At 68.4% G+C, this 24,256-nt stretch carries 21 protein-coding genes; 6 read left to right on the top strand and 15 right to left on the bottom strand.

From position 1 onward, the window contains the following. Nucleotide 1 precedes the first annotated feature (1 nt). On the bottom strand, nucleotides 2-874 hold the full coding sequence (locus IFT63_RS06860; protein WP_192083633.1) for a LysR substrate-binding domain-containing protein: 873 nt from the start codon (nucleotides 872-874) through the stop codon (nucleotides 2-4). A 127-nt stretch (nucleotides 875-1,001) separates the two neighbouring features. Between IFT63_RS06860 and IFT63_RS06855 the strand changes: the two genes are divergently transcribed. Further along, nucleotides 1,002-2,474, top strand: coding sequence for an amidohydrolase family protein (locus tag IFT63_RS06855; RefSeq protein ID WP_192083632.1), 1,473 nt, complete (start codon nucleotides 1,002-1,004; stop codon nucleotides 2,472-2,474). 15 nt (nucleotides 2,475-2,489) lie between these two features. On the opposite strand, the gene IFT63_RS06850 is transcribed toward IFT63_RS06855, so the two are convergent. Beyond that, nucleotides 2,490-3,287, bottom strand: coding sequence for a potassium channel family protein (locus IFT63_RS06850; RefSeq protein WP_192083631.1), 798 nt, complete (start codon nucleotides 3,285-3,287; stop codon nucleotides 2,490-2,492). 152 nt (nucleotides 3,288-3,439) lie between these two features. Here IFT63_RS06850 and IFT63_RS06845 point away from each other — a divergent pair, with 152 nt between their 5' ends. The 3 genes from IFT63_RS06845 (at nucleotide 3,440) to IFT63_RS06835 (ending at nucleotide 10,160) form a co-directional block, all read left to right on the top strand. Continuing rightward, nucleotides 3,440-3,844, top strand: a complete 405-nt coding sequence (locus IFT63_RS06845) for a hypothetical protein (RefSeq protein WP_192083630.1) — start codon at nucleotides 3,440-3,442, stop codon at nucleotides 3,842-3,844. Between the two features lie 87 nt (nucleotides 3,845-3,931). Continuing rightward, entirely contained in the window at nucleotides 3,932-6,706 is a 2,775-nt protein-coding gene (locus IFT63_RS17715; protein ID WP_192083629.1) for an ATP-binding protein, read from the top strand. 64 nt (nucleotides 6,707-6,770) lie between these two features. Next, on the top strand, nucleotides 6,771-10,160 hold the full coding sequence (locus tag IFT63_RS06835) for a response regulator (protein WP_342450470.1): 3,390 nt from the start codon (nucleotides 6,771-6,773) through the stop codon (nucleotides 10,158-10,160). A gap of 20 nt (nucleotides 10,161-10,180) precedes the next feature. Here IFT63_RS06835 and IFT63_RS06830 read toward each other — a convergent pair whose 3' ends face one another. Further along, entirely contained in the window at nucleotides 10,181-10,831 is a 651-nt protein-coding gene (locus IFT63_RS06830; protein WP_192083628.1) for a response regulator transcription factor, read from the bottom strand. Between the two features lie 120 nt (nucleotides 10,832-10,951). Between IFT63_RS06830 and IFT63_RS06825 the strand changes: the two genes are divergently transcribed. Then, nucleotides 10,952-11,626, top strand: coding sequence for a response regulator (locus IFT63_RS06825; RefSeq protein ID WP_192083627.1), 675 nt, complete (start codon nucleotides 10,952-10,954; stop codon nucleotides 11,624-11,626). Nucleotides 11,627-11,733: 107 nt separating this feature from the next. Further along, on the top strand, nucleotides 11,734-11,922 hold the full coding sequence (locus IFT63_RS06820) for a hypothetical protein (RefSeq protein WP_192083626.1): 189 nt from the start codon (nucleotides 11,734-11,736) through the stop codon (nucleotides 11,920-11,922). A gap of 48 nt (nucleotides 11,923-11,970) precedes the next feature. Here IFT63_RS06820 and IFT63_RS06815 read toward each other — a convergent pair whose 3' ends face one another. From IFT63_RS06815 to IFT63_RS06760, 12 genes are all read right to left on the bottom strand, one after another. After that, nucleotides 11,971-12,600 (bottom strand): DUF2968 domain-containing protein, encoded by a 630-nt coding sequence (locus IFT63_RS06815; protein ID WP_249404354.1) that lies wholly within the window; start codon nucleotides 12,598-12,600, stop codon nucleotides 11,971-11,973. Between the two features lie 164 nt (nucleotides 12,601-12,764). After that, the gene (locus tag IFT63_RS06810; RefSeq protein WP_192083624.1) at nucleotides 12,765-14,939 is read right to left on the bottom strand and encodes a TadG family pilus assembly protein; all 2,175 of its coding nucleotides are present in this window, start codon (nucleotides 14,937-14,939) and stop codon (nucleotides 12,765-12,767) included. A gap of 2 nt (nucleotides 14,940-14,941) precedes the next feature. Beyond that, the gene (locus IFT63_RS06805) at nucleotides 14,942-15,394 is read right to left on the bottom strand and encodes a DUF3613 domain-containing protein (protein ID WP_192083623.1); all 453 of its coding nucleotides are present in this window, start codon (nucleotides 15,392-15,394) and stop codon (nucleotides 14,942-14,944) included. Continuing rightward, nucleotides 15,391-16,278 (bottom strand): hypothetical protein, encoded by an 888-nt coding sequence (locus IFT63_RS06800; protein ID WP_042614759.1) that lies wholly within the window; start codon nucleotides 16,276-16,278, stop codon nucleotides 15,391-15,393. Before IFT63_RS06800 ends, IFT63_RS06805 begins: the two co-directional genes overlap by 4 nt. 5 nt (nucleotides 16,279-16,283) lie before the next feature. After that, nucleotides 16,284-17,213 (bottom strand): type II secretion system F family protein, encoded by a 930-nt coding sequence (locus IFT63_RS06795; protein WP_042614760.1) that lies wholly within the window; start codon nucleotides 17,211-17,213, stop codon nucleotides 16,284-16,286. A 31-nt stretch (nucleotides 17,214-17,244) separates the two neighbouring features. Beyond that, a complete protein-coding gene (locus IFT63_RS06790; RefSeq protein ID WP_342450469.1) occupies nucleotides 17,245-18,219 on the bottom strand; it encodes a type II secretion system F family protein in 975 nt (324 codons plus the stop codon). A 2-nt stretch (nucleotides 18,220-18,221) separates the two neighbouring features. Further along, complete coding sequence (locus IFT63_RS06785) at nucleotides 18,222-19,568, bottom strand: CpaF family protein (RefSeq protein ID WP_042614761.1); 1,347 nt, start codon at nucleotides 19,566-19,568, stop codon at nucleotides 18,222-18,224. Then, nucleotides 19,553-20,797: a fimbrial protein gene (locus tag IFT63_RS06780; protein WP_192083621.1), complete on the bottom strand. Its 1,245-nt coding sequence runs from the start codon at nucleotides 20,795-20,797 to the stop codon at nucleotides 19,553-19,555. The genes IFT63_RS06785 and IFT63_RS06780 overlap by 16 nt, the downstream gene beginning before the upstream one ends. 23 nt (nucleotides 20,798-20,820) lie before the next feature. Beyond that, nucleotides 20,821-22,146: a type II and III secretion system protein family protein gene (locus tag IFT63_RS06775; protein WP_042614763.1), complete on the bottom strand. Its 1,326-nt coding sequence runs from the start codon at nucleotides 22,144-22,146 to the stop codon at nucleotides 20,821-20,823. Between the two features lie 17 nt (nucleotides 22,147-22,163). Further along, a complete protein-coding gene (gene cpaB / locus IFT63_RS06770; protein ID WP_192083620.1) occupies nucleotides 22,164-23,204 on the bottom strand; it encodes a Flp pilus assembly protein CpaB in 1,041 nt (346 codons plus the stop codon). 20 nt (nucleotides 23,205-23,224) lie between these two features. Next, on the bottom strand, nucleotides 23,225-23,707 hold the full coding sequence (locus IFT63_RS06765) for a pilus assembly protein (protein ID WP_192083619.1): 483 nt from the start codon (nucleotides 23,705-23,707) through the stop codon (nucleotides 23,225-23,227). Then, nucleotides 23,704-24,249, bottom strand: a complete 546-nt coding sequence (locus IFT63_RS06760; RefSeq protein WP_192083618.1) for a prepilin peptidase — start codon at nucleotides 24,247-24,249, stop codon at nucleotides 23,704-23,706. Before IFT63_RS06760 ends, IFT63_RS06765 begins: the two co-directional genes overlap by 4 nt. Nucleotides 24,250-24,256: the final 7 nt, after the last annotated feature.

Here is a 24,256-nt window from a genome sequence, read left to right as displayed (position 1 = left end):
CTCACCGCGTTTCGCTGTCAACCTGGCGCTTGAGCTCCAGCGCCAGCGCGCGCACGCCGTCGTCGGCGTTGTCACGGTAGAGGATGCCGATCTCGTAGCTGTCGATCACCGGCAGTCCGTGTTCGCCATCGATGATGCGATGGTCGGCGGTCACCGCGCGCCGTGGCAGCAGGCTGATGCCGATGCCATCGGCCACCGCGCCCTGGATGCCGCTCAGCGAGGAACTGGTGAAGGTGATCCGCCAGCCCCTGCCGAGCGTTTCGATCGCATGGATCATCTCATCGCGGTACAGCCCACGCGGCGGGAAAGTGACCAGCGGCAGCACGTCCTGGCCTGCGCTGGGCGCGGCCCTGCTGTCGATCCAGTGCATCGGTTCGGGCCAGCAATGCACCGCCGGTCGGCTGTTGCGCCGTTGCTTGACCAGCACCAGGTCCAGCTCACCGTGGTCGAAGCCCTGGGCCAGGTCCCGGCTCAGGCCGCTGCTGATTTCCAGCCGGACCTGCGGATTGCCCCGGTTGAAGGCGGCCAGCATGCGCGTGGTGGCCGGGTTGACGAAATCCTCGGGCACGCCGAGGCGTAGCGTCGTGGCCACCGTTGCACCCGCCAGCGCCTGCAGCAGTTCGTCGTTCAACCCGAGCATGCGGCGCGCGTAGCCCAGCAGCGTCTGGCCGGCGTCGGTGGGCTGCACGTCGCGGTGACCGCGTTCCAGCAGGCGATGGCCGGCCAGCTGTTCCAGGCGCCGCACCTTCTGGCTGATGGTGGACTGGGTGGAATGCAAGCGGCTGGCGGCCGCGGTGAAACTGCCGCAGTCGGCGACCATGACCAGCGCCCGCAGCAGGTCCAGTTCAAAGAGCGATCTATTTGCCTCGTTCATCGCTGGGATTTACTTATTTCGTTTCCGCATGGGTAAAACGACTTCTACCATGCGCTGACACGGTGTGCCAACGCGCATGCCCGCATTGATTCCCGCGGCCTGCGCGCCGTGCAACCGGATGCCGCCCATGTCTGCTCGAACCATTTGCCTGCTTGCCTTGGCCCTTGCCGGGGCCGGCATGCCTGCTGTCTCACTGGCCTCGCCCAAGGTCGCCGACGTGCTGATCCAGCACGCCACGATCGTCGACGTCGAAGCGGCCCTGACCCGCCCCGGACAAAGCGTTGCGCTGCGTGGCGAGGACATCGTCGCCGTCGGTGACGATGCCTCCATGGCCTCCCGATGGACCGCCGCGCGGCGGATCGATGCGGGCAACCGCTACCTGGTTCCGGGGCTGTGGGACATGCACGTGCACTTCGGCGGTGGCCCGGCCCTGATCGAGGAGAACAAGGCGCTGCTGCCGCTGTATATCGCCCATGGCATCACCACCGTACGCGATGCGTCCGGTGACCTGCCGCAGCAGGTACTGCAGTGGCGCGGGCAGATCGCCAGCGGTGCGCTTGCCGGGCCACGGCTGCTGACCTCCGGCGCGAAGATCGAGGGTATCAAGCCGGTCTGGAAGGGCACGCTGGAAGTGGGCAGCGAGGCGGACGTGGATGCGGCGATCGCGCAGCTGCGCCGCGACCGCGTGGACTTCGTCAAGATCACCGACAGTACGTTGAAGCCCGAGCTGTTCCTGTATGCGGCAAGCGCGGCGCGCAAGGCCGGACTCAAGGCCTCCGGGCACATTCCGATGGCCCTGACGGTGGAGCAGGCCGTCGATGCCGGCCTGGCGTCCATCGAGCACCTGGACTACGCGTTCAAGGCCGGCAGCCGGGAACAGGCCGGCATCGCCGCGGATTTCGGCGCCGGGCGGATCGACCGCGCGCAGGCCAACCAGCGCCTGGATGCCAGCTTCGATCGGGACACCGCGATGGCGGCCTACCGTGATTTCGCCCGTCGCGGCGTCTTCGTCACGCCCACGCTCAACGGCGGACGCATCCTGGATTTCCTCGACCAGGACGACCATCGCCACGATCCCTATCTGGCCTATATCGGGCCCGGACTGCGCGCCACCTATGCATGGCGCGTGGATCGCGCTGCCAAGGCCACGCCGGCGCAGGTGCAGGCGCGCCACCGGCAGTACCACCAGGTGGCTGCGGTGCTGCCGATGCTGCAGCAGGCAGGCGTGACGATCATTGCCGGCACCGATGCCGGGTTCCTCAACGCGTTCAATTATCCCGGCATCGGGCTGCACCAGGAACTGCGGTTGTTCGTGCGCGAGGGACTGACGCCGCCGCAGGCCCTGGCGGCGGCTACCCGCGCCGGTCCGGCCTGGTTCGGCCAGATGGACCGTTACGGTTCGGTGGAAGCGGGCAAGGCCGCCGACCTGGTGCTGCTCGACGCCAATCCGCTGCAGGACATCAGCGCCACCGAGTCGATCAACACGGTGGTGCTGCGAGGCAAGGTGCATGACCGCACCGCGCTGGATGCGATGCTGCAGCAGGTGCGCAGCAAGGTGAAGGCCTGGGACGCAGCGCAAGGCGACGCGCGCGTTGATTGAACCGCGCACCGCGGTTCACTTCGGGTCTTCAGCCGCTGTGCCGCGCTTGCCGCAGTGGCAGGGACACCGGCAGCTGTCGTGCGGCTGCGGGGGGGGCTGCATCGCGCCGGCGAACAGTTCCGCCCCCATGATGCCGGTGGGGAAGGCGATGATGCCGTAACCGAGCAGGATGGCGCAGCCGGTGATCAACCGCCCCAGGCCGGTCTGCGGGGTGATGTCGCCATAGCCGGTGGTGCTCATCGTCACCGCGGCCCAGTACACGCCAACCGGAATGCTGCTGAACCCGTTGTCTGGGCCTTCCACCAGGAAGATCACCGTGCCCAGCAGCATGACCAGCAGCACCATCACGCCGATGAAGACCAGGATCTTGCGGCGCGCACGCGCCAGTGCCTGGCGGAGGTGCCGCGTTTCTTCCAGGTAGACCGGCAGCTGCAGGATGCGGAACAGACGCAGCAGGCGCAGCAGGCGGACATCGGCCAGCACATGCAGGCCGGGCAGCAGCAAGGCCAGGAACACCGGCAGGATCGACAACAGATCCACGATGCCGAAGAAGCTGCGCGCGTAGTGCCAGGGCCTGCGCAGCAGCCACAGGCGCAGCAGGTATTCAGCGGTGAACAGCCCGGTGAACGCCCACTCCAGGATGCTCAGCAGGTGGCCGTGCTGTCGATGGATGTCCGCCACGCTGTCGAGCATGAGCACCAGGACGTTGACCACGATCACCAGCATCACCGCCGCTTCCAGGCGGCGTGCCACGCGGCCACGCTCGGCGATGCGGCGTGCTGCGTGCCGGAGGTGCGGGAGCGCGGGATTCATGGCGGGCAGGAGGGGTAGGGAGGGGAGGGCGGGCAGCTTGGTGGCTTGCGTCGGGGTGCGGAATACAACAAACACGAAAAGGTGGATCCGCCGCCTTCGCCTCTTGGCCGGCGTTCATCCATGCCGCAGCGTGGCGCGCAAGGAGGATCGCCATGCACGCATCAGTCTGGTGGTTGGCGATGGGCATCGGGGTGTGCTCCGCTGCCTTTGCCGGCCCGGTCCATCGATGTGGCAGCGGCGCCGCAGTGCGTTACCAGGACGCAGCGTGCGCGGCGGGCGAGCCGATGGTGCGGTGGATGGTCCCGGACAGCGCGGCAACCGCCGAAACCCCGGCCGCAACGCCCGTTGCCGAGCCACCGCCGCGGCCGCCGCCCGTCAGCCGCAGAACGCGCCGGCCACCGCCGGGACGGATCGTGTTGATCCCCCTGCAACGCGACCCGCAGGCCTGCAGCCGCGCGCAGCGTGCACGGAAGAACGCCCTGCAGCGGAGACGCCAGCGCGAGTCCTACGTCCAGCAGCGGCGCTGGGACGATCTACTGCGCGATGCCTGTCGATGACGGTCCAGCGCGCTCGTCGTTTCAGTCGCGTCCTATGGGGATCGAGGACGGGGCCGACTAACGTGCAGGTCATCTCCCCGGAACCCTGTGGCAACCAGGAACGCCGCGCGCTGCGTGGATCCTGTCTGCCTGCCCGCCCCCAGCATGATTGCCTGCCTGCGGCCCTTCATCTACCTGTCGCGCCTGCGTGGACGTGATCGACCTGGCCATGGCGGTGACCTGCGCTTGGCCCATCGGCATTCTCGGCGCCTGCTGCTGGCAGCGGGGATACTGCTCAGCATGCTGTCGTGCATCGCCCTTGCGATCACGGTGGCGTCCTGCGTGCGTGCCAGGCAGCAGGGCCATCTGCACGATTTCATGCGCGCGCGCGCCTCACTGGACGCGCATCTGCGCCATCACCACGACCACTACGCCAGGCTTGCCCGCTTGACCGCCTACGCGTGGCAGCAGGGTGCGCAGAGGGATCCGGCGCTGCAGGCCGCGGACCTGCGGCGTTACTTCGCCGATGGCCAGACGCTGCAGGTCCAGCAGGGAGCGGGTGCAGCCACGCAGCTGGTCGTTGGAAGGGACACGCAGCGATGGCCTGCAGGACGGCTCGGGCGTTACCTGGCGTTGGCGCGATCGATGTCGCTCGTTTCGCAGCTGGAGTCCGATGGTGCAGCAGCGGCGAGCGTGGCGTACTTCCTCGATCCCAGCGGACACGTTGCCGTGCTCGACCACGGCTTGCAGGACAGTGCCCTGGCCCGTGCGCTGTCCCGCGCGGACCGTGATGCGCCGTTCGGCCAGCTGCGCGCGTACGTGCAATCGAGCCTGGCTGGGCCTGATCGCGGCAGCGTGGCGACGCCGGGCCCGTCCCTCGGCGATCGCCGCAACCGAACCGGCACGGCTCCTCATCCCATCAGTGGAAGGGCGTCGCGGACAACCGCGTTTCCGGTCCATGACGGCACGCGCGCGGTGGGTGTGCTGGTGGCCATCGAACCCGTCGCAGCGCTGGCCGGCGTGCTTGGCCAGGCAACGGCCGACAATCTGCTCGTCGTTGGCCCCGATCGCGAAGTCATCCTGGGTTCGCGCGCGGGCGCGCCCGCCGATCTGCTGCACGCGTTGAAAGATATCCGCCGATGGCCAGGAGGCGGCTCCGGCATCAGCGAGTACCTGCACGCGGGCTGGCTGGGGTTCGCTGCGCCCGTGGCAGGAACCGACTGGTCGCTGGTCAGCCTGCTGGACGGGCGCGAGCTGCTGGCCGAGGCGCGGCGCGAGCTGGGCATCGCCGTGGCCGTGTGGGCACTGGGCATGGCCACGATCTGGATCCTGCTGGCGTGGTTGGACCGACGCGTGCTCGCGCCGGCAGCGCATCGGTCGCGGCAGGTGCATGCCGATGAACAGCTGTTCCGCTCGCTGATCCAGATGACGCCGGCCGGGCTCTGCCTGATAGACACCGAAGGGGCGCAGCCGGTGGTGCAGAATGAACTGATGCGGCGTTATGCGGCCGCGGCCGAGCGTTGCGGCATGGACCTGTATGCCGCTCTGGTGGAGGGCCACATCCGCGCGCGCAGGGTCGGCGGGGAGGGCGATCCGGCGATCGCCGAATTCGAACTGTCCCATCCTGCAGTGGGCCGGGTCGCGGCGCGACACTTGCTGGTCAGTGCGACCCAGGTCGTCCACGAGCAGCGCAGTGTACTGTTGTGCGTGTTGCAGGACCTGACCGCCCGGGTTGAACTGCAGGCACAGAAAGACCTGCTGCATGACCAGGCAGAATCCGCGCACCGCGCCAGATCGCGCTTCCTGGCCGCGATGAGCCATGAGATCCGCACGCCACTGCATGGCATCCTGGGCCATCTGGAACTGTTTGCGCGCTCGCGCCTGGACGGCGAGCAGCGCGCGCGCCTGCATCGCATCACCCAGTCCGCCGATTCGTTGCTGCTCATCATCAGCGACGTGCTTGATCTGGAGCGCGCCGAGGCGAACCAGCTCGGATTGGAGGTGGTGCGCTTCGAGCCGGCCGTGCTGATCGAAGGCGTGGCCCTGCTGTATGCACCGTTGGCGCTGGGCAAGGGGGTGGACCTGGACCTGCTGGTCGATCCGCTGCTGCCCAGCCACTGCACTGGTCCGATGGCACGCATCGAGCAGGTGCTGCGCAACCTGGTCGGCAATGCCATCAAGTTCACGCCGTCCGGCAGGATCGAGATCCGGTTGCTGCCATCGGCGCAGCCGGGAGCGCTGCGCTGGGAGGTCGCCGATTCGGGAATCGGGCTGACCGAAAGGCAGCAGGAGAATCTTTTCGAGCCTTTCATCCAGGCCGACGACTCCATTGCCGGCCGCTTCGGCGGTTCCGGCCTTGGCCTGTCGCTGTGCCGGCAGTTGTGCCGGCTGATGGGCGGGGACATCGATGTGCACAGCACGCCGGGGGTGGGCAGCGTGTTCGGTTTTGACATCCCGCTGCTGCCTGCCGAGCGCCCCTGCGACGGTGGGCGGGGTCCGCTGTCAGGTCGCCGGGTACTGCTGCATTCGACGGTGACCAGTTGGCGCGAAGAGCTGGCGCGCCGGCTGCGCCGATGGGGCGCTGAGGTGCTGGTGCTGGACACGTTGGGGCAGGCGGACAAGGCCAATGACGGCGGACCGTTGCCGCTGGTGTTGTTCGAACGCAACCAGCGCGCTACCGGTCCAGCGCGGCACGCCGGGGTCGAGCGCGTCGTCCGTGTGCGCAGCGACGGGCCGCTGCGGGCCGCGCTGCGCGAAGGGGTGTGGCAGGTGTCGGCCTATTCGGCTGCATCGCTGCTGGAAGCGCTGCTGGAACCGGGACGCCTGGAGGACGGGTCGGTCACGCTGGATGGGCCGATGGCAACCCCGGCAGCGATCGGCTAGATTCGAGCCGCGCAGGCGCGCAAAGGGAATCGGCTTGGATACGTTGCCAACCAGAGTTGCATCGGTGCAGGGACGCTCCCTGTTGCCGTCGCTACGCCGCCACCAGCGCAGGCTGTTGTTCGGCGGCGGGGGCGTGGTCAGCCTGTTGATCCTGGCGACCCTGCTGGTGGCCCTGTTGTCCGACGTGGATGCGTTCCATGCTGCGCAGCAGCAGCGGTTCGCCGAAGCGCGCGCCTCGGTCGACTATTTCCTGTTCCAGCGCGACCGTGCCTATGCCGCCAACATCAACGGCAGCGAGGCCATGTGGAACGGGCAACAGGCACAGCTGCAGGCGCAGGGGCGGCCGCTGGCAGACCGCTTCCTCGCCGCTGGCGGCCAAGGGGTGGTGCGCGCGGAGGGACGTACCTCCGTGCCGTGGCTGGTATTGGGGGCGAAGGACAACGCGCTGCCGCGGCCGCAGCTGGATGCCTACCTTGGGATCATGGTCGAGTACTCGGCCTATGCCGCCTCTACCGTGACCGCGCTGCGTGCCTCTGGTCCGGTCACGATGTACCTGTACGAACCGCAGGGTCGCCTTTTGGCGGTCGCCGGGGTGGCCGACGAGGCCCAGCTGCTGCGCGCGCTTCGGGTTGCCAATCGCGAGGAAGCCTTCGCCCGGTTGCTGGTCGACGAAGAGAGGGCGCGGGCCATGCGGCCGCAGGTGGGTCCAGTGGAAAGTGCCGCCGCCAGCGGCCGCTTGATCTCGCGCTTTGATACCAACCCGATTACCGGCCAGCCGTCGCTGGTCGGCGTGCAGACCCTGCTGCAGGGGCGGGATCCGGCATTCCGACGCATCGTCTTCGAGCCGGTCGAGACCATCAAGACGCGGCTGGATGAGCGCGTTTCCGGTGCCTACGCCGTGGTCACCCGCGACGGGCGCACGGTGCTGCGCAGTGCCGGCCTGCCGCGTGATGTCAGTCCCGCGCTGGCGCGGCGGATCGCCCGTGCCGTCCCGGCGGGGGACGGCCGGCTGCATGTGGGCGGCCAGTTCATCGTGCATGGGCCGGTAAATGGGGTGGACTGGACCGTCCTGCACCTCTATGGCTGGGGTGATCTGTGGCAGGAGAAAGGCACGCGGCTGCTGGCGCAGGCGCTGGCTGCGGCGGTGATCCTGCTGGCGCTGTGGCTGCTGCTGCTGCGGCTGGACCGTCGCGTGTTCACCCCCGCGCTGGCAGACGCTTCTCGCGTGTACGAAAGCGAGGCGTTGAGCAGGGTGATCATAGATACTTCGCCGGTCGGGCTGGTGCTGATCGACCCGTCCAGCGGTGAGCCGCTGGTGGAAAACGAGCCGGCCCGGCAAATGGCCGCACAGGGCGTGGCCGCTGACGGCCAAGCGCTTTACGCAGTGTTGTCCGGACACGCGCGTGACGCCGTTGCGGCCGACGGCGATACCACCCATGAGTTCCAGTGGAACGCCGAGGGACCTGCCCGGCATGCGCTGAAACTACAGGTGGCGATGGCCCCTGCCATGTTCCGCGACCGGCCCGTGTGGGTCTGTGCGTTGCGCGATGTCACCGCGCAGGCAGAGCTGGAACAGACGCTGCGGGTTGCGCGCAGCGATGCCGATCGCGCGCGCGCGGCGGCCGAGTCGGCATCGCAGGCGAAATCCGCCTTCGTTGCCACCATGAGCCACGAGATCCGCACGCCGCTCAATGGGGTGCTGGGCCACCTCGAGCTGCTGGCGCGTTCGCCGATGCAACCGGCGCAGCAGGAGCGCGTAGAGCGCATCCGGCTGTCGGCCGACGCCTTGCTCGGCATCATCAGCGATGTGCTGGATTTCTCCAAGATCGAAGCAGGCCAGCTGGACATCGACCCGGTCGCGTTCGAGCCGCGGCCGCTGATCGAACAGGCCGCGCTGTTGTTTTCAGCGCAGGCCCAGCGCAAGGGCGTGAAGCTGTACTACGCGCTGGATCCGGCGCTGGACAGCGTGTTCCTGGCCGATGTGCAGCGCATCCGGCAGGTGCTCAACAACCTGCTTGGCAATGCAGTGAAGTTCACCGAGTCCGGCAGGATCGTGGTCAGGGCCGCGCTGGTGGAGCGCCACACCACGCCGGATCCGCTGCTGCGGCTGCAGGTGGTGGATTCAGGCATCGGGCTCGCCGAAGACCAGCTGGGGCAGTTGTTCCAGCCCTTCCAGCAGGCCGATGCCAGCGTTTCGCGTCGCTACGGCGGCAGCGGGCTCGGGCTGGCGCTGTGCCAGCAGCTGGCGCGCCTGCTGGGCGGCAGCATCGGCGCGGAAAGCACGTTGGGCGTGGGCAGCGTGTTCACCCTGGAGGTACCGGTGCAGCGTGCCGGGGTGCCCGCCCGTCCCGCTGCAGTGCTTGCCGGCCAGCGCATCACGCTGCTGTCGGCCGCGGCGGAATGGCGGCTGGAAATCGGCGGGCTGTTGCAGCGGGCGGGGGCGGACGTGACGGTGCTGGAGCAGCCGCCACTGGAGCCGGTGGCCAGCGAGGGCGCCACGCTGCTGCTGTTCGGCGAGCGGCGCGCGTGGAGCGCCGATGACGAGGCGGCACTGGTCGCGCGCCACCGTTACGTGGTGCGTGCCTACGCCAATGGACCCCTCTCGCCGCAGCAGATGGACGATGGGGTGCATGTCAGCTGCTATGCAGGACAGTCGCTGCTGCGTGCGCTGGGCGCGCTGCACGGCGCTGTTTCGCCCCTGCCGCCCGCACCGCCGGCGGCGGCCGTCAGCGCGCGCGGCAGGGTGCTGCTGGTGGAAGACAATCCGATCAACCGCGAATTGATCCAGCAGCAGCTGGAAACACTGGGATTCACCGTGGACACCGCAGAGGATGGCAAGGAAGGGCTGCTGGCGTGGCGCCAGCATGAGCACCTGGCCGTGCTGACCGACATCAACATGCCGGTGATGGATGGTTATGCGCTGGCGCGTGCGCTGCGGGAACGCGCGGCCACGCTGCCGATCCTGGCGATAACCGCCACCGCACTTGCCAGCGAGCGCGAGCGCTGCCGCCAGGCCGGCATCACCGACCTGTTGCTCAAGCCGCTCAACCTGGAGACGCTGGGCCGCGTGCTGCTGCAGCATCTCGGTCCGATGCCCGGCATTGCCGGCGAGGCTGCCGTGCAGCCTGCCGGGCCGGCTGACGCCGCCCCGCCGGGCGGTGGGATGGTCCTCCCGGACCACCTGCGCCGCACGTTCGTCAACAGCTCCAGGGACGACCTGCAGCGCATCGCGCGTGCGCGCGCCGATCAGGATCAACCGGCCCTGCTGGATCGGGTACACGCGCTCAAGGGCGTGCTGATGATGCTGGGGCAGCGCGGGTTGGGGGAGCGCTTCAGCGAGATCGAAGCGCAGCTGCGCGAGGGCGGGCCCGTGGACGCCGTCGCGCTGGATGGGGTGATCGAAGCGCTGCAGGCGCTGGTCGACCAGCAGGCGGCGCAGCTTGGCGCAGGCTGAACCGGCCTGCGCGGATCGGCTCAGCTGGCGGCCCCCGACAGGCCCAGTTCGACGGCGTATTTGAACAGGTCCGCATCGCGCTCGATGCCCAGTTTGGCCATTCCGTTGACCTTCTGCGTGCTGACGGTCTGCTTGCGGCGGTCGAGTTTCTCGGCAATGGCGTTGACGCTCCAGCCGGCCACGAACAGGGTCAGTACCTCACGCTCGCGTGGCGACAGTGCCAGAGGCGGGCGCTGGGTGCCGCGCGAAGGCAGCAGGGGGGCGATGCTGGGCGAAAGATACCGGCGCCCTACGTGGGCGGCGGTGATCGCAGCGGCGATGTGGCTTACGTCATCGGCCTTGCTCAGGATATGGCTGATTCCCGCTTCGAACAGCGTCTGCACGATCGCGGCCTGGTCCAGGCCAGTGAACACCACGATCTGCAGTTCCGGATAGCGCTCGCGCAACAAGTGCAGCAACGGCAGGCCATCGCCATGGGCGCCGCCGGGCATGGCGTAATCGGTGACCAGTACGTCACAGGTTTGTTCATCGAGCAGCGCTATCAGTTCGGTCGAATCGGCGGCGGATCCCACATGGACCAGGGCCGGGATCGAATCGAGGGCGGACTCGACGGCCATCCGGATCAGCGGGTGATCGTCTGCCACGACGACGTGGATCGAATTATCGGCCATTCAGGACTCCAGCTTTCGTGGTCAGCCCCTGCAGAAAGGGGGCGCGGCGCAACTATATGACAGCTTCGATTGAAGGTGGCATATAGTTCCCGGCATACCCTCAACCCATGGGCCGATGACGTGCCACTTCGCATAGCGATCGCCGATGACCACCCCGTGCTGCTGGCCGGGATCACCCATCTGCTCCAGTCCGAGGCCGACATTGAGGTCGTGGGCGTGGTGAAGGACTCCACTGCCCTGGTGGCGCTGGTCAGCGGGCAGGAGGTGGATGTGGTGGTCACCGATTTTTCGATGCCGCATGGGCAGTACGGTGACGGCATCGCCATGTTGCGGTTCCTGCATCGCCGGTTCCCGCAGACCCGGCTGGTGGTGCTGACCGGCATGGAGAGCCCACTGGTGCTGAACAACATCCTGGCGGCGGGCGTGGAATGCATCGTCAGCAAGAGCGATCCGATCGAGGAAGTGTTGCCGGCGCTGCGGATGGCGTGGGCGCAGGGCGGCTATCTGTCGCCGCAGGTGCGGGCGCGCCTGGTGCCGGAAGCCGGGGCGGATGACGAGGGCCAGCCGTTGTCCAAGCGCGAGAAGGAAGTGCTGCGCATGTATGCCGAAGGGCTTTCGGTGATCGAGATCGCTGCCCGCATCGGACGCTCGCGCAAGACCATCAGCACGCAGAAGGTGGCGGCGATGCGCAAGCTCGGGCTGGCGACCGATGCCGATGTGTTCCAGTACGCCATTGCCCATGGCCTGGTGAATGCCTCGCAGCAGGCCCGGGCGAATGCGGCCGAAGCGGAGTAGCGTTTAGTCCTGGTCCGATACGCGGCGCGTGCGCATGCCTCTATGGTGGCATGCAATGTCGTGGATCAACCGGTGCCGATGTGCTGCCCCTTCCACCCGCCCCTATCGTGATCATGCTGGCCCGGTTCTCCGAGCTCGACGCGAAAGGGCAGGCTGCCTTCCTTGAGGCGCTCAATGCGTATCTGTATGCCTCGCCGCAACAGCGCCGCCGCCTGCGCGATGCCTGGCGCCTGCACGGCGGCGATGCACCCTGCGCGGGCGAGCCACCCTGCAACGTCCCGCCCGGCGCGGACTGACCGTCGATGGCACTTTGCAGCGCCATCGGACCGGCTACGACGGTCGGATCAGTCGACCTGCGGGGCCGGCGACGGCGGCGGGGCCGGCGTGGGCAGCGTGGTTTCCGGATTGCCCTGCTGCAGCTGCAGCTGCTGGATGCGCTGCTGCAACGTGCCGAGCTGGCTGTTGCTGCTCTGCAGTTCGGTGCTCAGGCTGACCGCCTGCTGCTGTGCCTGCTGCAGCGCGGTACTGACCTGCAGCGACTGCGCGCGTTCCTGCTCAACCTGCGCCTGCAGGGTGCGCAGGCGCTCTTCATTGAAGCTGACCAGGCGTTCGGTGTAGCGCTTTCCGGCATCCAGGCGGATGGTGTCGATGTTGACCTGCGCCAGCTGCTCGGTCTGCTGCACGAAGGTGCGGTAGACGTGCTCGGCGTTCTCCACCGAATCGGTCTTGATCACGCGCCAGAAATTCTTTTCCTGGAACAGCGCCACGTAGTAGTTCAGCGTGCTGGGATTGAACAGCAGGCTGGCACCGTAGTTGCCGTTGTAGGTGGTGCGCAGCTCGGTCAGCTGCTTGGCGTCCATGAGCTGGCGCAGTTCGTCGACCGAATTGCGTGCCACCGGCGCGGTGCGTTCGGTATCCGGAATCGGCGTGCGCTCTGCGCGTGCGGCGTAAGCCGACGGCACGGATAGGATCATCGCCAGTGCAGCCGCTACGACGCGCGTGCGCCGGATGGGCGCTGCCGTCCCTGAGTCATGTCGCATGTATGGACCACCCACGAGTGGATTGTTGTTGATGTCGATAGTTCCCCGAACGCAGTCTAGCATGCGCGATTCCGTCGCCAATGCCACCGGTATCGCATTCAGTACACCAGCTGCGCGCTGTTGCACTGGATCGACTGCACGTGCACATCGGTGCGTCCCAGTTCCAGCCCGAGCACATTGGCCAGCGTGGTGGTAAGCAGGGTGCCGATGCCGTTGAGGGCAGGCTTCAGCACGTCCAGCACCGGCTTGAGCAGGGTGCACAGAAGGCCCTTGCAGCTGATCTGGTTGCCCGGCGCAGTGACGCCGCTGCCGAGGTAGGCGTCGAGCACGCCTTCCGGTGCCGTCTGCAGGTAGGAGGCCAGGTTCTTCTGCACGCAGCTGTTGTAGCCGACCAGGTTGCTGATCAGGCTGTCGCAGCGGTTGATCAGCAGGCCGCCGGTGAGCGAACCCAGCAGGCCGTTGAGCACGCCCAGGCCCTCGCCGGTGACGGTGGCCTTGAAGCCGTCCCAGACCGGGCCGGTCCTGAAGCAGGTGTTGAGGCCGAGCAGGTTGCATGCATAGGGGACCCCGTTGGCCAGCTGCCACTCGGCGAACGGTTCGATGCCATTGTGGGCCTGGGTGCGGCGCAGGAAGGTCACGGTGTCGTTGACGTTGTAGCGCCCGCCGCCTGGATTGGCCGCCTTCAGCAGCTGGTCGGCCAGGTTGTCGGCGGCCTGGCTGGTGCCCATGCCGCTGTTGGCCGGGCTGAGCAGGTTGGACAGCACCCGCAGCAGTTCCTCGACGATGTGGCTGACGGTATCGCCGATCAGCAGCGGATTGATCCGGGTGGAGGCGGTCTCGCCCGCGGCGAGGGTGACCTGCTGGCTGTCCTGCAGCGCATCCAGACTGATTTTGTCATTGACCAGTGACGCGCCGAGCAGGGTGATCATCTGCTCGTTCTGCAGACTGGTGCCACACACATTGCGGGTGGAGAAGCGCTCCGCTTCGGTGACCTTGCCGACGCAGCTGCGCAGTACCGAGGCATCCACGCGGATGGTCGCTGTCGGACGTTCGGTGGTGCACTGGAGCGACACCAGCGTGCCCATCGCGTTGGTCACATCGGCGTGCACCGGCAGCTTGACCCGGATGCCGAGGTTGCCGAGCAGCTGGCCCAGCCCCAGGCCGAGGATCCGGATACCGTTGGTATCGACGTCGGCGACTACGCGTACCTGCGCGTTGTAAGCTGTCGCCCCCACGCCGCCGATGCCGATCGACGGTGGTTCGACCACGCCTGTGCGCACGCTGACCGCGTCGCCGAGCAGGTTCAACTGGTTGATCGACACGCCGCGGCCATCACTGGCGATGGTGATGCCGGTGGTCAGCAGGTCCAATGCGCTGACACCGGCCTGCAGTGCACTGGAGGCCGACCCGTCCGGTGCGGTGAGCTTGGCGAACAGGCCACTGCCGCTGGCGTCGCTGCCCAGCTGCACGGCCAGTGCATCAAGGTCCAGTTTCGTGCCGAGCGCGTCGCGCAGCAGGCGCAGGTCGGCGCCGGCCACGCCACTGCGTGCGAGGACACTGGCGGTGGCATCGACCAGCTGCCCGAGCGATACCTTGTGCGCGGCCAGCAGCGCGTTGAAATCGCCGATGCTGATGTTGGCATCCACCGGAATGCCCAGCGCCTGCAGCAGCCCGCCGGGGGTGACGCGTGCCTGGGCCAGCCCGTCATAGCCGAGCAGGGTGGTCTGGTCCAGGTCCACGCCGACCAGTTTCAGCGTGCTGCCCAGCGGGGTGTTGCCATCGACCCGCAGAAGTTGCGAGCCGACGCTGAACACCGCGGTGGGCGCGCTGCGCTTGGCCACGGCCTGCGCACTGATCTGCGGCAGCGATGCGTTCTGGCCGAAGAACGGGACCACGCTGCGGCTGGCGGTCACCTTGACCGCGTTGAGCGGATGGCTCGCCGAGACGCCCGCCACGAAATGGTCGAGGGCCGGATGGTTGGTGTTCCAACTCCCACACTGGATGGCCAGGGTGCCGGCAAAGCGGTTCTGTCGTTCGGCATTGTTGCGTGCCGCGCTGTTGTCGCTGTAGCTGGCGTTGCACAGGTCCAATCGTTGCGCACCGGCGATCGCCGACAGGTCGGCGACCTTCTGCGCGTCGCGCTTTGCCCAGTAGAGGTAACCGATTTCCACCAGGCCGAGCATCGCCACCAGGCCGATCATCACCAGCAGCATCGTCACCGACATGGCGCCGCGCTGCCGGTGTGGGAAGCCAGGCGTGCGCGGACGCGGCATGCTCAGTTGCTCCCGCCCGGGGTGCTCTGGCCGACGGTGTTCTCGAAGAACTCGGGGAGGTCATGTTCGAAGCTTCTCAGGTAACGCGCGTAGCTGGCGTGGGCCTGGTCACCCAGCACCGGCAGGCTGCGCCCGCCCTGTGCGCCGGATGCCTGCAACTGCAGCAGGTGGCGGGTGGCATCGCCGGGTTCGGGACGCGCTGCCCGCTGCACCAAGGGCGCGACCGGGGCATCGGCGTAGCGCGGTGGCGGTAGCGGTCCGGCATGCTGCGGGCCCGGTTCCGGCACGGCACGGGTCGGTGCAGGTGCGGGCGCTGCAGCGCGGGCTTGCGCCGGCGCGGGTACGGAGCCGCCGAGCATGCGTCCGGTGACCGGCGCCTGCTGCGCGTGGGCGAGGCCAGCGGCCAGCAGTACCGACACGGCCAGCCCGCGTGCAAGGGTCAGGGAACGGGTCATCGGGTGCTCTCCGTGGGAGGGGTCGGGCGGCCGAAGCGTTCGAGCATGGTCGCCGGCAGGGTTGAATCGGGGCGCTCGGCAGTGCCTTGGGCAACGGCGGAGACCGCGCGTGGATCAACCGGTACGCGGCGCGGCACGCTGTCGGCACGCCCGGCGGCCGCTGCGGGGGCGGCTGTGGTCTGCGCGGCCGCTGCGGCTGCGGTCGCGACAGCTGGTCTACGCTGACGCAGGGCAATGGCCTGCCGTTGCACTTCGGCGCGGGTGGTCTCGCTGACCTTGCCCTGCTGCATCAGGCGTTCGGCGGTGGCGGTGTCGCCGCGCAGCAGCGCCCACACCGCCAGGTTGGCGACCGCGCGGGCATCGTCCGGAGCCAGCTCCAACGCCTGTGCGAGCGGTGCGCGGGCCTGCTCCAGCTGGCCGGCACGCAGCCGCGCATAGCCCAGGTCGCCGAGCACGGCGGTGTCCAGTGGGGTCAGCTGGGCGGCGCGTGCCAGTGCGGCCTCGGCCACTGCATCCTGGTCGCGCTGGGCGGCAATCAGGCCCAGTCCGTGCCACGCCGCTGCGGCCTGCTCGCCACGGGTCAGTCCGTCATACAGCGCGCCGGCGGCATCCAGTTGGCCGGTGTGGCGCAGCGCATCGGCCTGCAGCAGGCGCAGCGCGGGACTGTCGCCGTGGCGCTGGCGGAATGCGTCGATGTGCGCCAAAGAAGCGTAGTACGCGCCCTGTTTCTGCATGCGCCGGATCAGGTCGAGGTAGGTGCTGCGGGTATCCACCGCGTCGGCACCGGGTTCGGCGAGGCTGGGTGCAGCCTGGCGATAGCCGCCCACGGTCTGTGAGCAGGCGGCGAGGGCGAAACAGCAGACAAGGATCAAGGGTCGCAGCATGGGCGCTACATCCGGGTAAGGGTTGAGGCCAGCGCCATCAGCGCCGGACCGGAAAGCACCAGCATCAATGCCGGCAGCAGGGTCACCATCATCACCACGGTCATCTTCACCGAGAGCTTGCCGACCTTTTCCTTCAGCGCGTGCCGCCGCTGTTCGCGCAGCCGCACGCTGAACTGCTTCAACGGTTCCTGCACCGCACCGCCGTGCGCATGGACCTGCACGATCAGCTGCACCAGGCTGCGCAGGTCTTCGTCGTCATAGGCTTCGGACAAGCGGCGCAGCGACTGCGGACGGCTGCGGCCCAGGCTGTAGTTGACGTTGGCATCATGGATTTCCTGGCCGAGCACCGGCAGCGCCGGACGCAGTTTGTCGCCGAGCGTCTGCAGGCTCTGGTCCATGCTGAAGCCCACGCCCTGCAGCAGGCGCAGCAGGTCGATCAGCATCGGCAGTTCGTTGCCGACGCGCCTGCGCCGTCGTCCGGCCCAGATGCCCAGCACGACCTTGGGCAGCAGCAGCCCGGCAGCCAGCGCGCCGACACAGGTCAGCAGGCCGGCCATGCCGTCTACAGGGGCAAGCGCCAGTACCAGCAGCAGTACCGACAGCGCCAGCAGCAGCCGCAATGCCAGGTAGATGGCAGTGCCGCTGCGGGTGTTCCAGCCGCCCAGGTCGAGCAGCATGCGGTCCTCGCTGGCCAGCAGTGCGCCTTCGATGCGGCTGCCGCTGAACTGCGCACCGAACTGCTCCAGCCATGCCCATCGGCTGCGCGCGGCGGGCGGCGCGGCCGGCGTGGCCGGCCCGCGCGGTTGCAGGGCCGCTTCCAGGGTGGCTTCGCTACGCTGCAGGCGGGCGCCCTGCACCCAGTACGCCACGCCGAACAGCGCCATACCGGCAGCAAGCAGCACCAGTGCCAGGATCCACAACGTAGCCGGGTTCATCGCTCTGCTCCTGCGGCGTTCGGAGTGCGGTTCATATGGATTTGGCCAGCCGATACAGCAGGAAGCCGCCGACCAGCTCCAGTCCCAGCGCCGCCAGCAGGATCTTGTGGCCCTGCGGCTCGCGCAGCATCGGTTCGAAGAAGCCCGGGCTGGCCAGCGCCATCATCAGTGCGCTGATCGGCGGCAGCAGGGCCAGCACCCAGGCTGACATCCGCGTTTCAGACGTGGTCGCCTTGAGCTCCTGCTGGGCCTGATCCAGGTCGCGCATGAAATCGCTGAGCCGCTGCAGCACCTGGTCCGATCGGCCGCCGATGCGCACGCACACGCCCAACACCACCGAAAGCACGTCGAGTGCTTCCACCCGCCATGGCGCGGCCGCCTGGGCCAGTGCACGGTCCAGATCCATGCCCCCGCGCGCGTTGCGCAGGGTGGTGTCGAGCAGCTCGCGCAGGGGCGCCACGGTCTGTACCGAGGCGGTCTGGTAGGACATCTGCAGGCTGTTGCCCAGTGCGGTGAGGCGCACCAGGTTGTCGAGGAAATCCGGCAGCTGACGGATCAGCTTCTGCTGCAGCTTGCCGATGCGCCGCTGCAACAGCAGCCATGCGACCAGCACGTACAGCAGCAGGGTCAGCGGGAAGGCCCAGCCGGTGCCCAGCCGCATCGCCGCAAAGCCGGCCAGGGCCAGTCCCGGCACCAGCGCCAGCACCGGCGCACGCCAGCCGGGTTTCATCCCGGCGCGCAGCAGGGCGGCGTCCCAGGGCAGGGAGGGGCGGCCGGCCGCCGTTGCCTTGCCATCGACGGCGGCAGGACCGGCGAGTGCCACCGCCGCCGCTGAAGGCGCCGCAGCGTTCGTAGCCGCCATCGACACAGCGCTGCGCTGCAGGCGCTGTTCTGCATGGACGAGCGTGGCCTGCGCACGCGCGCGCCGCTGCGCGCTGCCCAGCAGCAGCATTGCGCCGGCGCCGAGCAGCGCGGCAAAGCTCAGCAGCAGCAGGACGATACCCACCGTCACCACGCCCCGGGGCTGAAGGAGTCGCGCAGCGCCTGCCGGAACGGCTCGAGCTTGTGCGAATGCGGATGGAAGCCGAGACCAATCCAGCGATCGGTTTCACGGCCGGCTTCGTCGATCTGCACCTCGTGGCGGAACATCTCCTGGGTGGAGATCATGTTGTCGCTGACCCCGGTGATTTCCGTGATGGAGACGAGCACGCGCCTGCCACTGCCGAGACGGGAGATCTGCACGATGAAATCGATCGCACTGGCGATCTGCCGGCGCAGGCTGTCCTCGCTGCCCTGGAAGCCGGCGAAGCCGGCCAGCATCTCGATCCGGTACAGGCAGTCGCGCGGCGAATTGGCGTGGATGGTCGCCATGGAGCCGTCATGCCCGGTGTTCATCGCCTGCAGCATTTCCAGCACTTCGGCGCCACGCACCTCGCCGACCACGATGCGGTCCGGACGCATGCGCAGACTGTTGCGGACCAGGTCGCGGATGCTCACCGCGCCTTGTCCATCGGCACCGCCAAGCCGGCTTTCCAGACGCACCACGTGCGGATGGTTGAGCGAGAGTTCGGCGGTGTCCTCCACGGTCAGCACGCGCTCGTTCGCGGGGATGTAATGCGCCAGTGCATTGAGCAGCGAGGTCTTGCCCGAGCTGGTGCCGCCGGACACCAGGATGTTGCAGCGACCCAGCACCATGGCCTGCAGCAGCGCCTGCATCGGCTTGTCGAAGGTGCCCATCTGCAGCAGCTCCTCCGGCGTGTAGGGATCCTTGCGGAACTTGCGGATCGACACCATCGGACCGTCCACGGCCAGTGGCGCGATGATCGCGTTGAGGCGGCCGCCGTTGGGCAGGCGCGCATCGACCATCGGGTTGGAGTCATCCAGGCGGCGGCCGAGCGGGGCGATGATCCGGCGCAGGATGCGCAGCAGGTGGGTGTCATCGGTGAAGCGCTGGGTGGCGCGCTGCAGCCGGCCGCCCTGCGAGACGTGCACGTCCTTGTAGCCGTTGATCAGTATGTCTTCGATGGTCGGGTCGCGCAGCAGGTCGTCCAGCGGCCCGAAACCAGTCAATTCCTTGACCAGCCCGGCAGCGACGTCCTGCATTTCCTGCTCGTTGATCGGGATGCGCCACTCCTGCACGAACGCTGCCGTTTCGCCCTGGGCCCAGCGGCTGACCGTATCCGGCGCCCAGGCGTCGATGTCGATCCGCTCATCCTCGATCCGGTTCAACAGGTGCTCGTGCGCGGCCGACAGCACCTTCTGGTACTGGTCGGTCTGCGCGAACGGCGTCGCGGCGGGTTCGGCCGGCACCTCGCGGAACGGTGCATTCGGGAAGGGCATCACTTTGTCTTCCATTGCAGGCTACTCAGGGCGGAGGCGAACCGGTCGCGCAGTCCCTGCGCCTCCGGTGGGCTGGTGGTCGGGTCGAAACGGGCAAGCAGCGGGGCAAGCGCCCGCAGGTACGGGTCGCGCGGTGCGTCATCGAGCAACAGGCGGCCCTGGCTGGCACTGGCGCGCAGACGCGGGCGCTCGGGCAGGGTGGCCAGCAACGGCAGCTGGAAGCGTTCGGCAATCTGCGCGGCAGCCATGCCGGCCTCTTCATCGTTTCGGTTGACGATCAGCTTCAGCCGGTCACCTTCGCGCACACCTGGCGGCAACTGCTTGAGCACCTGGTCCAGAGATACGAGGCTGGCGATGGCACCATCGGTGACCAGCCAGATCTCATCGGCATGTTCCAGCAGTGCGCCGGGGATCTGCCGCAACGGCGTCCCGCCCAGTTCGCACAGGACGCTGCAGAACAGGCCGCACAGGCGCTTGAGCAGCAGGCCCGGATCGCTGGGCGGCAGCGATTCACTGCCCACGGCGCGATCCAGCAGTACCAGCCCGCCTGGATGGCGGGCCATCGCGGTGCGCACCAGGGTGGCATCGAGCCGGCTGGCGCTGCGCAGAGCTTCGTCGTAGTGGAACCGGCTTTCGATGTTGAGGTACAAGGCCACATCGCCCGCCGGCTGGCCCATGTCGAGCAGCAGCACGTCCTGGCTGTTGCCGGCCGCGCGCATCTGCTGCGCCAGCACGCACAGGTGCGCAGCCAGCGTGCTGGTTCCCATGCCGGGGCGCACGCCCAGCATCAACGTCAGCGGCGCCTTGCGAGTCGCTACCGGGATCGCGGCTGCGGCAGGCGCGGTGGCACGCCTGAGCACGGCCTGCACCTCTTCGGTATCGGCATCCAGGTCGACGAAGTCGCGCAGCCCGACGCGCAGTGCGGTGACCACGCCCTCGACCTGGTTGACGCTGGTGGCACCCACCGCGACCATCGCCAGTTCCGGGCGCAGCTGGCGTATCTGTCGCACCAGTTCGGCCGACGCCGCCGCGCGCGTCGCATGGAAATCCAGCAGCACCAGCGTCTGGGGGGCGACCCGCAACTGCTGCACCGCGCCGGGGAAACCGGCGTCGTGGTAGGTCAACGGCCAATGCGGCGGCAACTTCGCCGCCAGCCGTGACAGCAGCTCCCGGTCACTGGCGAACACGACCAGGTTCATCGGCAATCCCGACGAAGGCAGCTGGCGTGCAGTGGCGAAGGGCATGTGCTGGGTGCTCCGGTCATGGATCAGCGCGAGAAGCCGGGGACGGCGTCAGGCCCGGCCGGCCCGATCAGCCAGGAACCCCACACCGGCAGGTTGGCGCGCGCTTCGCGGTCACCTGGCAGCGGCAATTCGGTATTGCGGGCCAGCGGCTTGACCAGCCGCGGCGTCACGATGATCACCAGTTCCTTGTCCTGGCGCTTGTAGTCCAGGTTGCGGAAGAACGAACCGATGATGGGCAGGTCGCCCAGCAGCGGCAGCTTGTTGACGGTGGAGGCCACGGTGCTGCTGACCAGCCCGCCGATCACGAAGCTTTCGCCATCGCCCAGCTCGACGGTGGTATCGGCACGCCGGGTACTGATCGAAGGCACCTGCACGCCGTTGAGGGTCAGTGCGTTGCTGTAGTCCAGGTCGCTCGCTTCGGGCGCCACCTTCAAGGCGATCCGGTCGGCCGACAGCACCGTCGGCGATACCGTCAAGCCGATGCCGAACGGCTTGTAGGTGATGGTGGTGGTACCGAGTCCCTGCGGTTCCAGCAACGGCAGCTCACCGCCGGCCAGGAAGCTGGCGCTCTGGCCGGACAGTGCGACCAGGGTCGGTTCTGCCAGCACGCGCGCCATGCCATTGCTCTGCAGCAGGTCGATGTCGGCGCTCCACAGGTCCTTGCTGGAGCCGAACACCAGCTTGAACGCCGATTGCAGCGGGGTGCTGCCGCTGTCCCCATCGCCGCTGGCCACGCCACCCGGGCGCGCGATGCCGTATGAGAAGCCGCCGTTCTGGTTCTGGAAGTTGATCCCGATCTGGCGCAGTACGCTGCGGTTGAACTCCACCACTTTCACTTCCACCTGGACCACGCCGCCGATGCCCACGGTGGATACATCGGCAACCCGGCCGTCAGCACCGGTTGCCGCCTCGGCGGCCTTGCGCGCTTGCGCATGATCCAGCAGTGACGGGCTGCTGCCGCTGAGCAGGGCGTCGTTGCCCTGCACGGTCAACGCGGTTCCGCCTTCGATGGCCAGGCCGCCCTGTACCGCACTGCGCACGTCCACCTGCAGGCGTTGCGGTTCGGACTGGCCGCGCTGCCACAACAGCAGGGTGGTGGTGCCGGGCGCCTTGCCGACCAGCAGCGCCTGGCGGTTGCCGCGCAGCATCACCACATCGGCCACGCCGGGGTCGGCGATGGCCACCCGTTCCAGGTTGGCCGGCAGCGTCCACGGGCGTTGTTCGCGGGTCTGCAGGACGAAATCCGGCTGGGCCTGGGCCTGCAGCCCGGGGGGGCAGGCCAGCGCCACGGCCAGCAGGGCCAGCAGCAGCGGTCGGCGGAACAGGCGAGGGGTGCAGCGATACGTCATGGTCGGTCTCGTCTCGTTCAGGGGGTGCCGCTACCGCGGATGATTTCAATGCCGGCCGGTGCGCGCGGGGCGCTGCTGCGGCGTGCCGGTACGGCGGTGGCTGCCACCGGCGGCGCTGCACGCACGCTGTTGCGGCCTGCCAGTGCATCGCCGTCCAGCCCGGCGTAGGCATCGTTTTCCGGTTGCGCCAGCGCGGCGGCGCGCTCGCCCTCCAGGCCACGTGCCGCGGCCAGGACCGGCCGGGGCAGGGGGAACAGCGAGGGGTCGGCGATGCCGGTATCGGAAGGATTGCGCAGGGCCAGGAACAACTTGCCCTGCTGCGCGCCGAGCAGCAGGCGGTTGGCATCGGCGACCGGCACGGCCAGCACCGCGCTACGCGCCGGCGCCTCCGGTGTGCCTGACGACGACGCGCTGCCGGCCGCGCTGGCGCCGCGGATGTCGGCTGCACGCGGATCGCCTTCCGTGCTGGCGGTGGCCCCGGCTTCGCTTTGTGGCGATGGCTGCGGCGGACGCAGATCGTGTGCGCCGTAGCTCAGCACCCGCAGCCGCGACAACAGCAGCCGTGCCTGCGCGGCCTCCTGTTCACCGTAGCCCTGGCTGCCCTTCAGGTTGAGGAACACATCGACGAAATCGCCGGGCAGGATCCGGTTGCCGGCGGCTGCCAGTTCATCCACCGGCACCGCCAGCGCGCGCTCGCCCGGACGCAGCTGCAGCGAAAAACCCTGCGCCAACAGGCCCTGCTGCAGCACCGTGCCTTCGGGTACGTCCTGGGTCGGTACCAGCCCGACCACGCTGACCACGTCCAGGTAGGCACCTGCCGGTGGCTGCGGGCGGCGGGCCATGCGCACCTGGCCTGGCTCGATCGGCACGCCTGCGGCCAGGCGGCCGCCGGCCTCCACCACCATGACGCCCTGCGGTGTTTCGCTGGCGGCGAGGGCGGGCGCGGCAGTGGGTGCCTGCGTTGTCGCGGCACGACGGCCGATCACGAAGGCGACCACGGCCAGCAGTACGGCGAGGGCGATCAAGGCGATGGCGGCGATGCGGGTGAACCTGAGCATGGAACGTCTCCTTGCGCCTTTCAGTTGCTGCCCAGGTCGAGCTGGGCGACGGCGGTGCTGCTGATGGGTCGGTCCAGCACCCAGCCGTACAATTGGCCGGTGCCTGGAAGAAACGGGGTGGCGCGGTAATCGAAGCTCACCGACACCTGCATGCACTGCGCATCTGCCAACCCGGAACAGGGCGCCGCCGAGGAGACCACGATCGGTGCGCTGCTGGCGCTGCTGCAGTCCGGTGTCTGCGCGGCATAGGTCAGCAGCCATTGCATGGAGCGCCGCGCCGCTTCGCAGGCCGCCACCCGGCGCTGGTCCAGCGGGGCGAAGCGCAGCGATGCGCGCGCGCCCTCCGACGAGGCGGTGGCCAGGGTCTGCTGCACCGCCATCAGCATCACGCCGGTGTAGGTGAGCAGCAGCAGTGGGATCACCCCGAACATGAGCATGAAGGCGTATTCGATGGTGACGACGCCGCGTTGTGATTTTCGCGGACGCAGGCTGAGACGTGTCATTGCGCACCCCCGAGCAGGGTCCAGCCGATCCAGCAGATGCTGGTCAGGCCCAGATAGGCGGCATAGGGAATGCCTTGCCGGCCACCGCGTGCCTGTTGCAGCTGATGCAGCGCAGGGGCCAGTGCGCGGTGTTGGGCGGCGTTGTGCTGCAGCAGTGTCAGCCGCAGCGGGAGATACAGGCGCAGGCTGCGCCAGCTGTACACCGCCACCGCGTGCACACCGGCCAGCAGGCTGGCGCCGATCCACACCGGCAGCAGTGCCTGCCAGCCGAGCAGGAAACCGAGCACGGCGAAGAATTTGACGTCACCGGCGCCCATCCAGCGCATGACGTAGAAGGGAAGCAGGCTGCACAGGCCCAGCAGCAGCCCGGCAGCGTGTGGCGCGATGCGGGCGATGCCCTGATGCATGGCCAGCCAGGCAAGCAGCAGCGCGCCCAGCAGCAGTGCGCCCAGCAGCCAGCGGTTGGGTACGCGTCGTGCGTACAGATCGCTGGCGATGACCCGCATGCTCAACGTGGTTGCCAGCATAGCGAACAGCAACATGTGGCCT

The organism is Stenotrophomonas sp. CFBP 13724, assembly GCF_014841975.1.
In the GTDB taxonomy this organism is placed as follows: domain Bacteria; phylum Pseudomonadota; class Gammaproteobacteria; order Xanthomonadales; family Xanthomonadaceae; genus Stenotrophomonas; species Stenotrophomonas lacuserhaii.
Note: the sequence above shows the minus strand (reverse complement) of the source record. Positions and strands in the feature narration are given on the sequence as shown.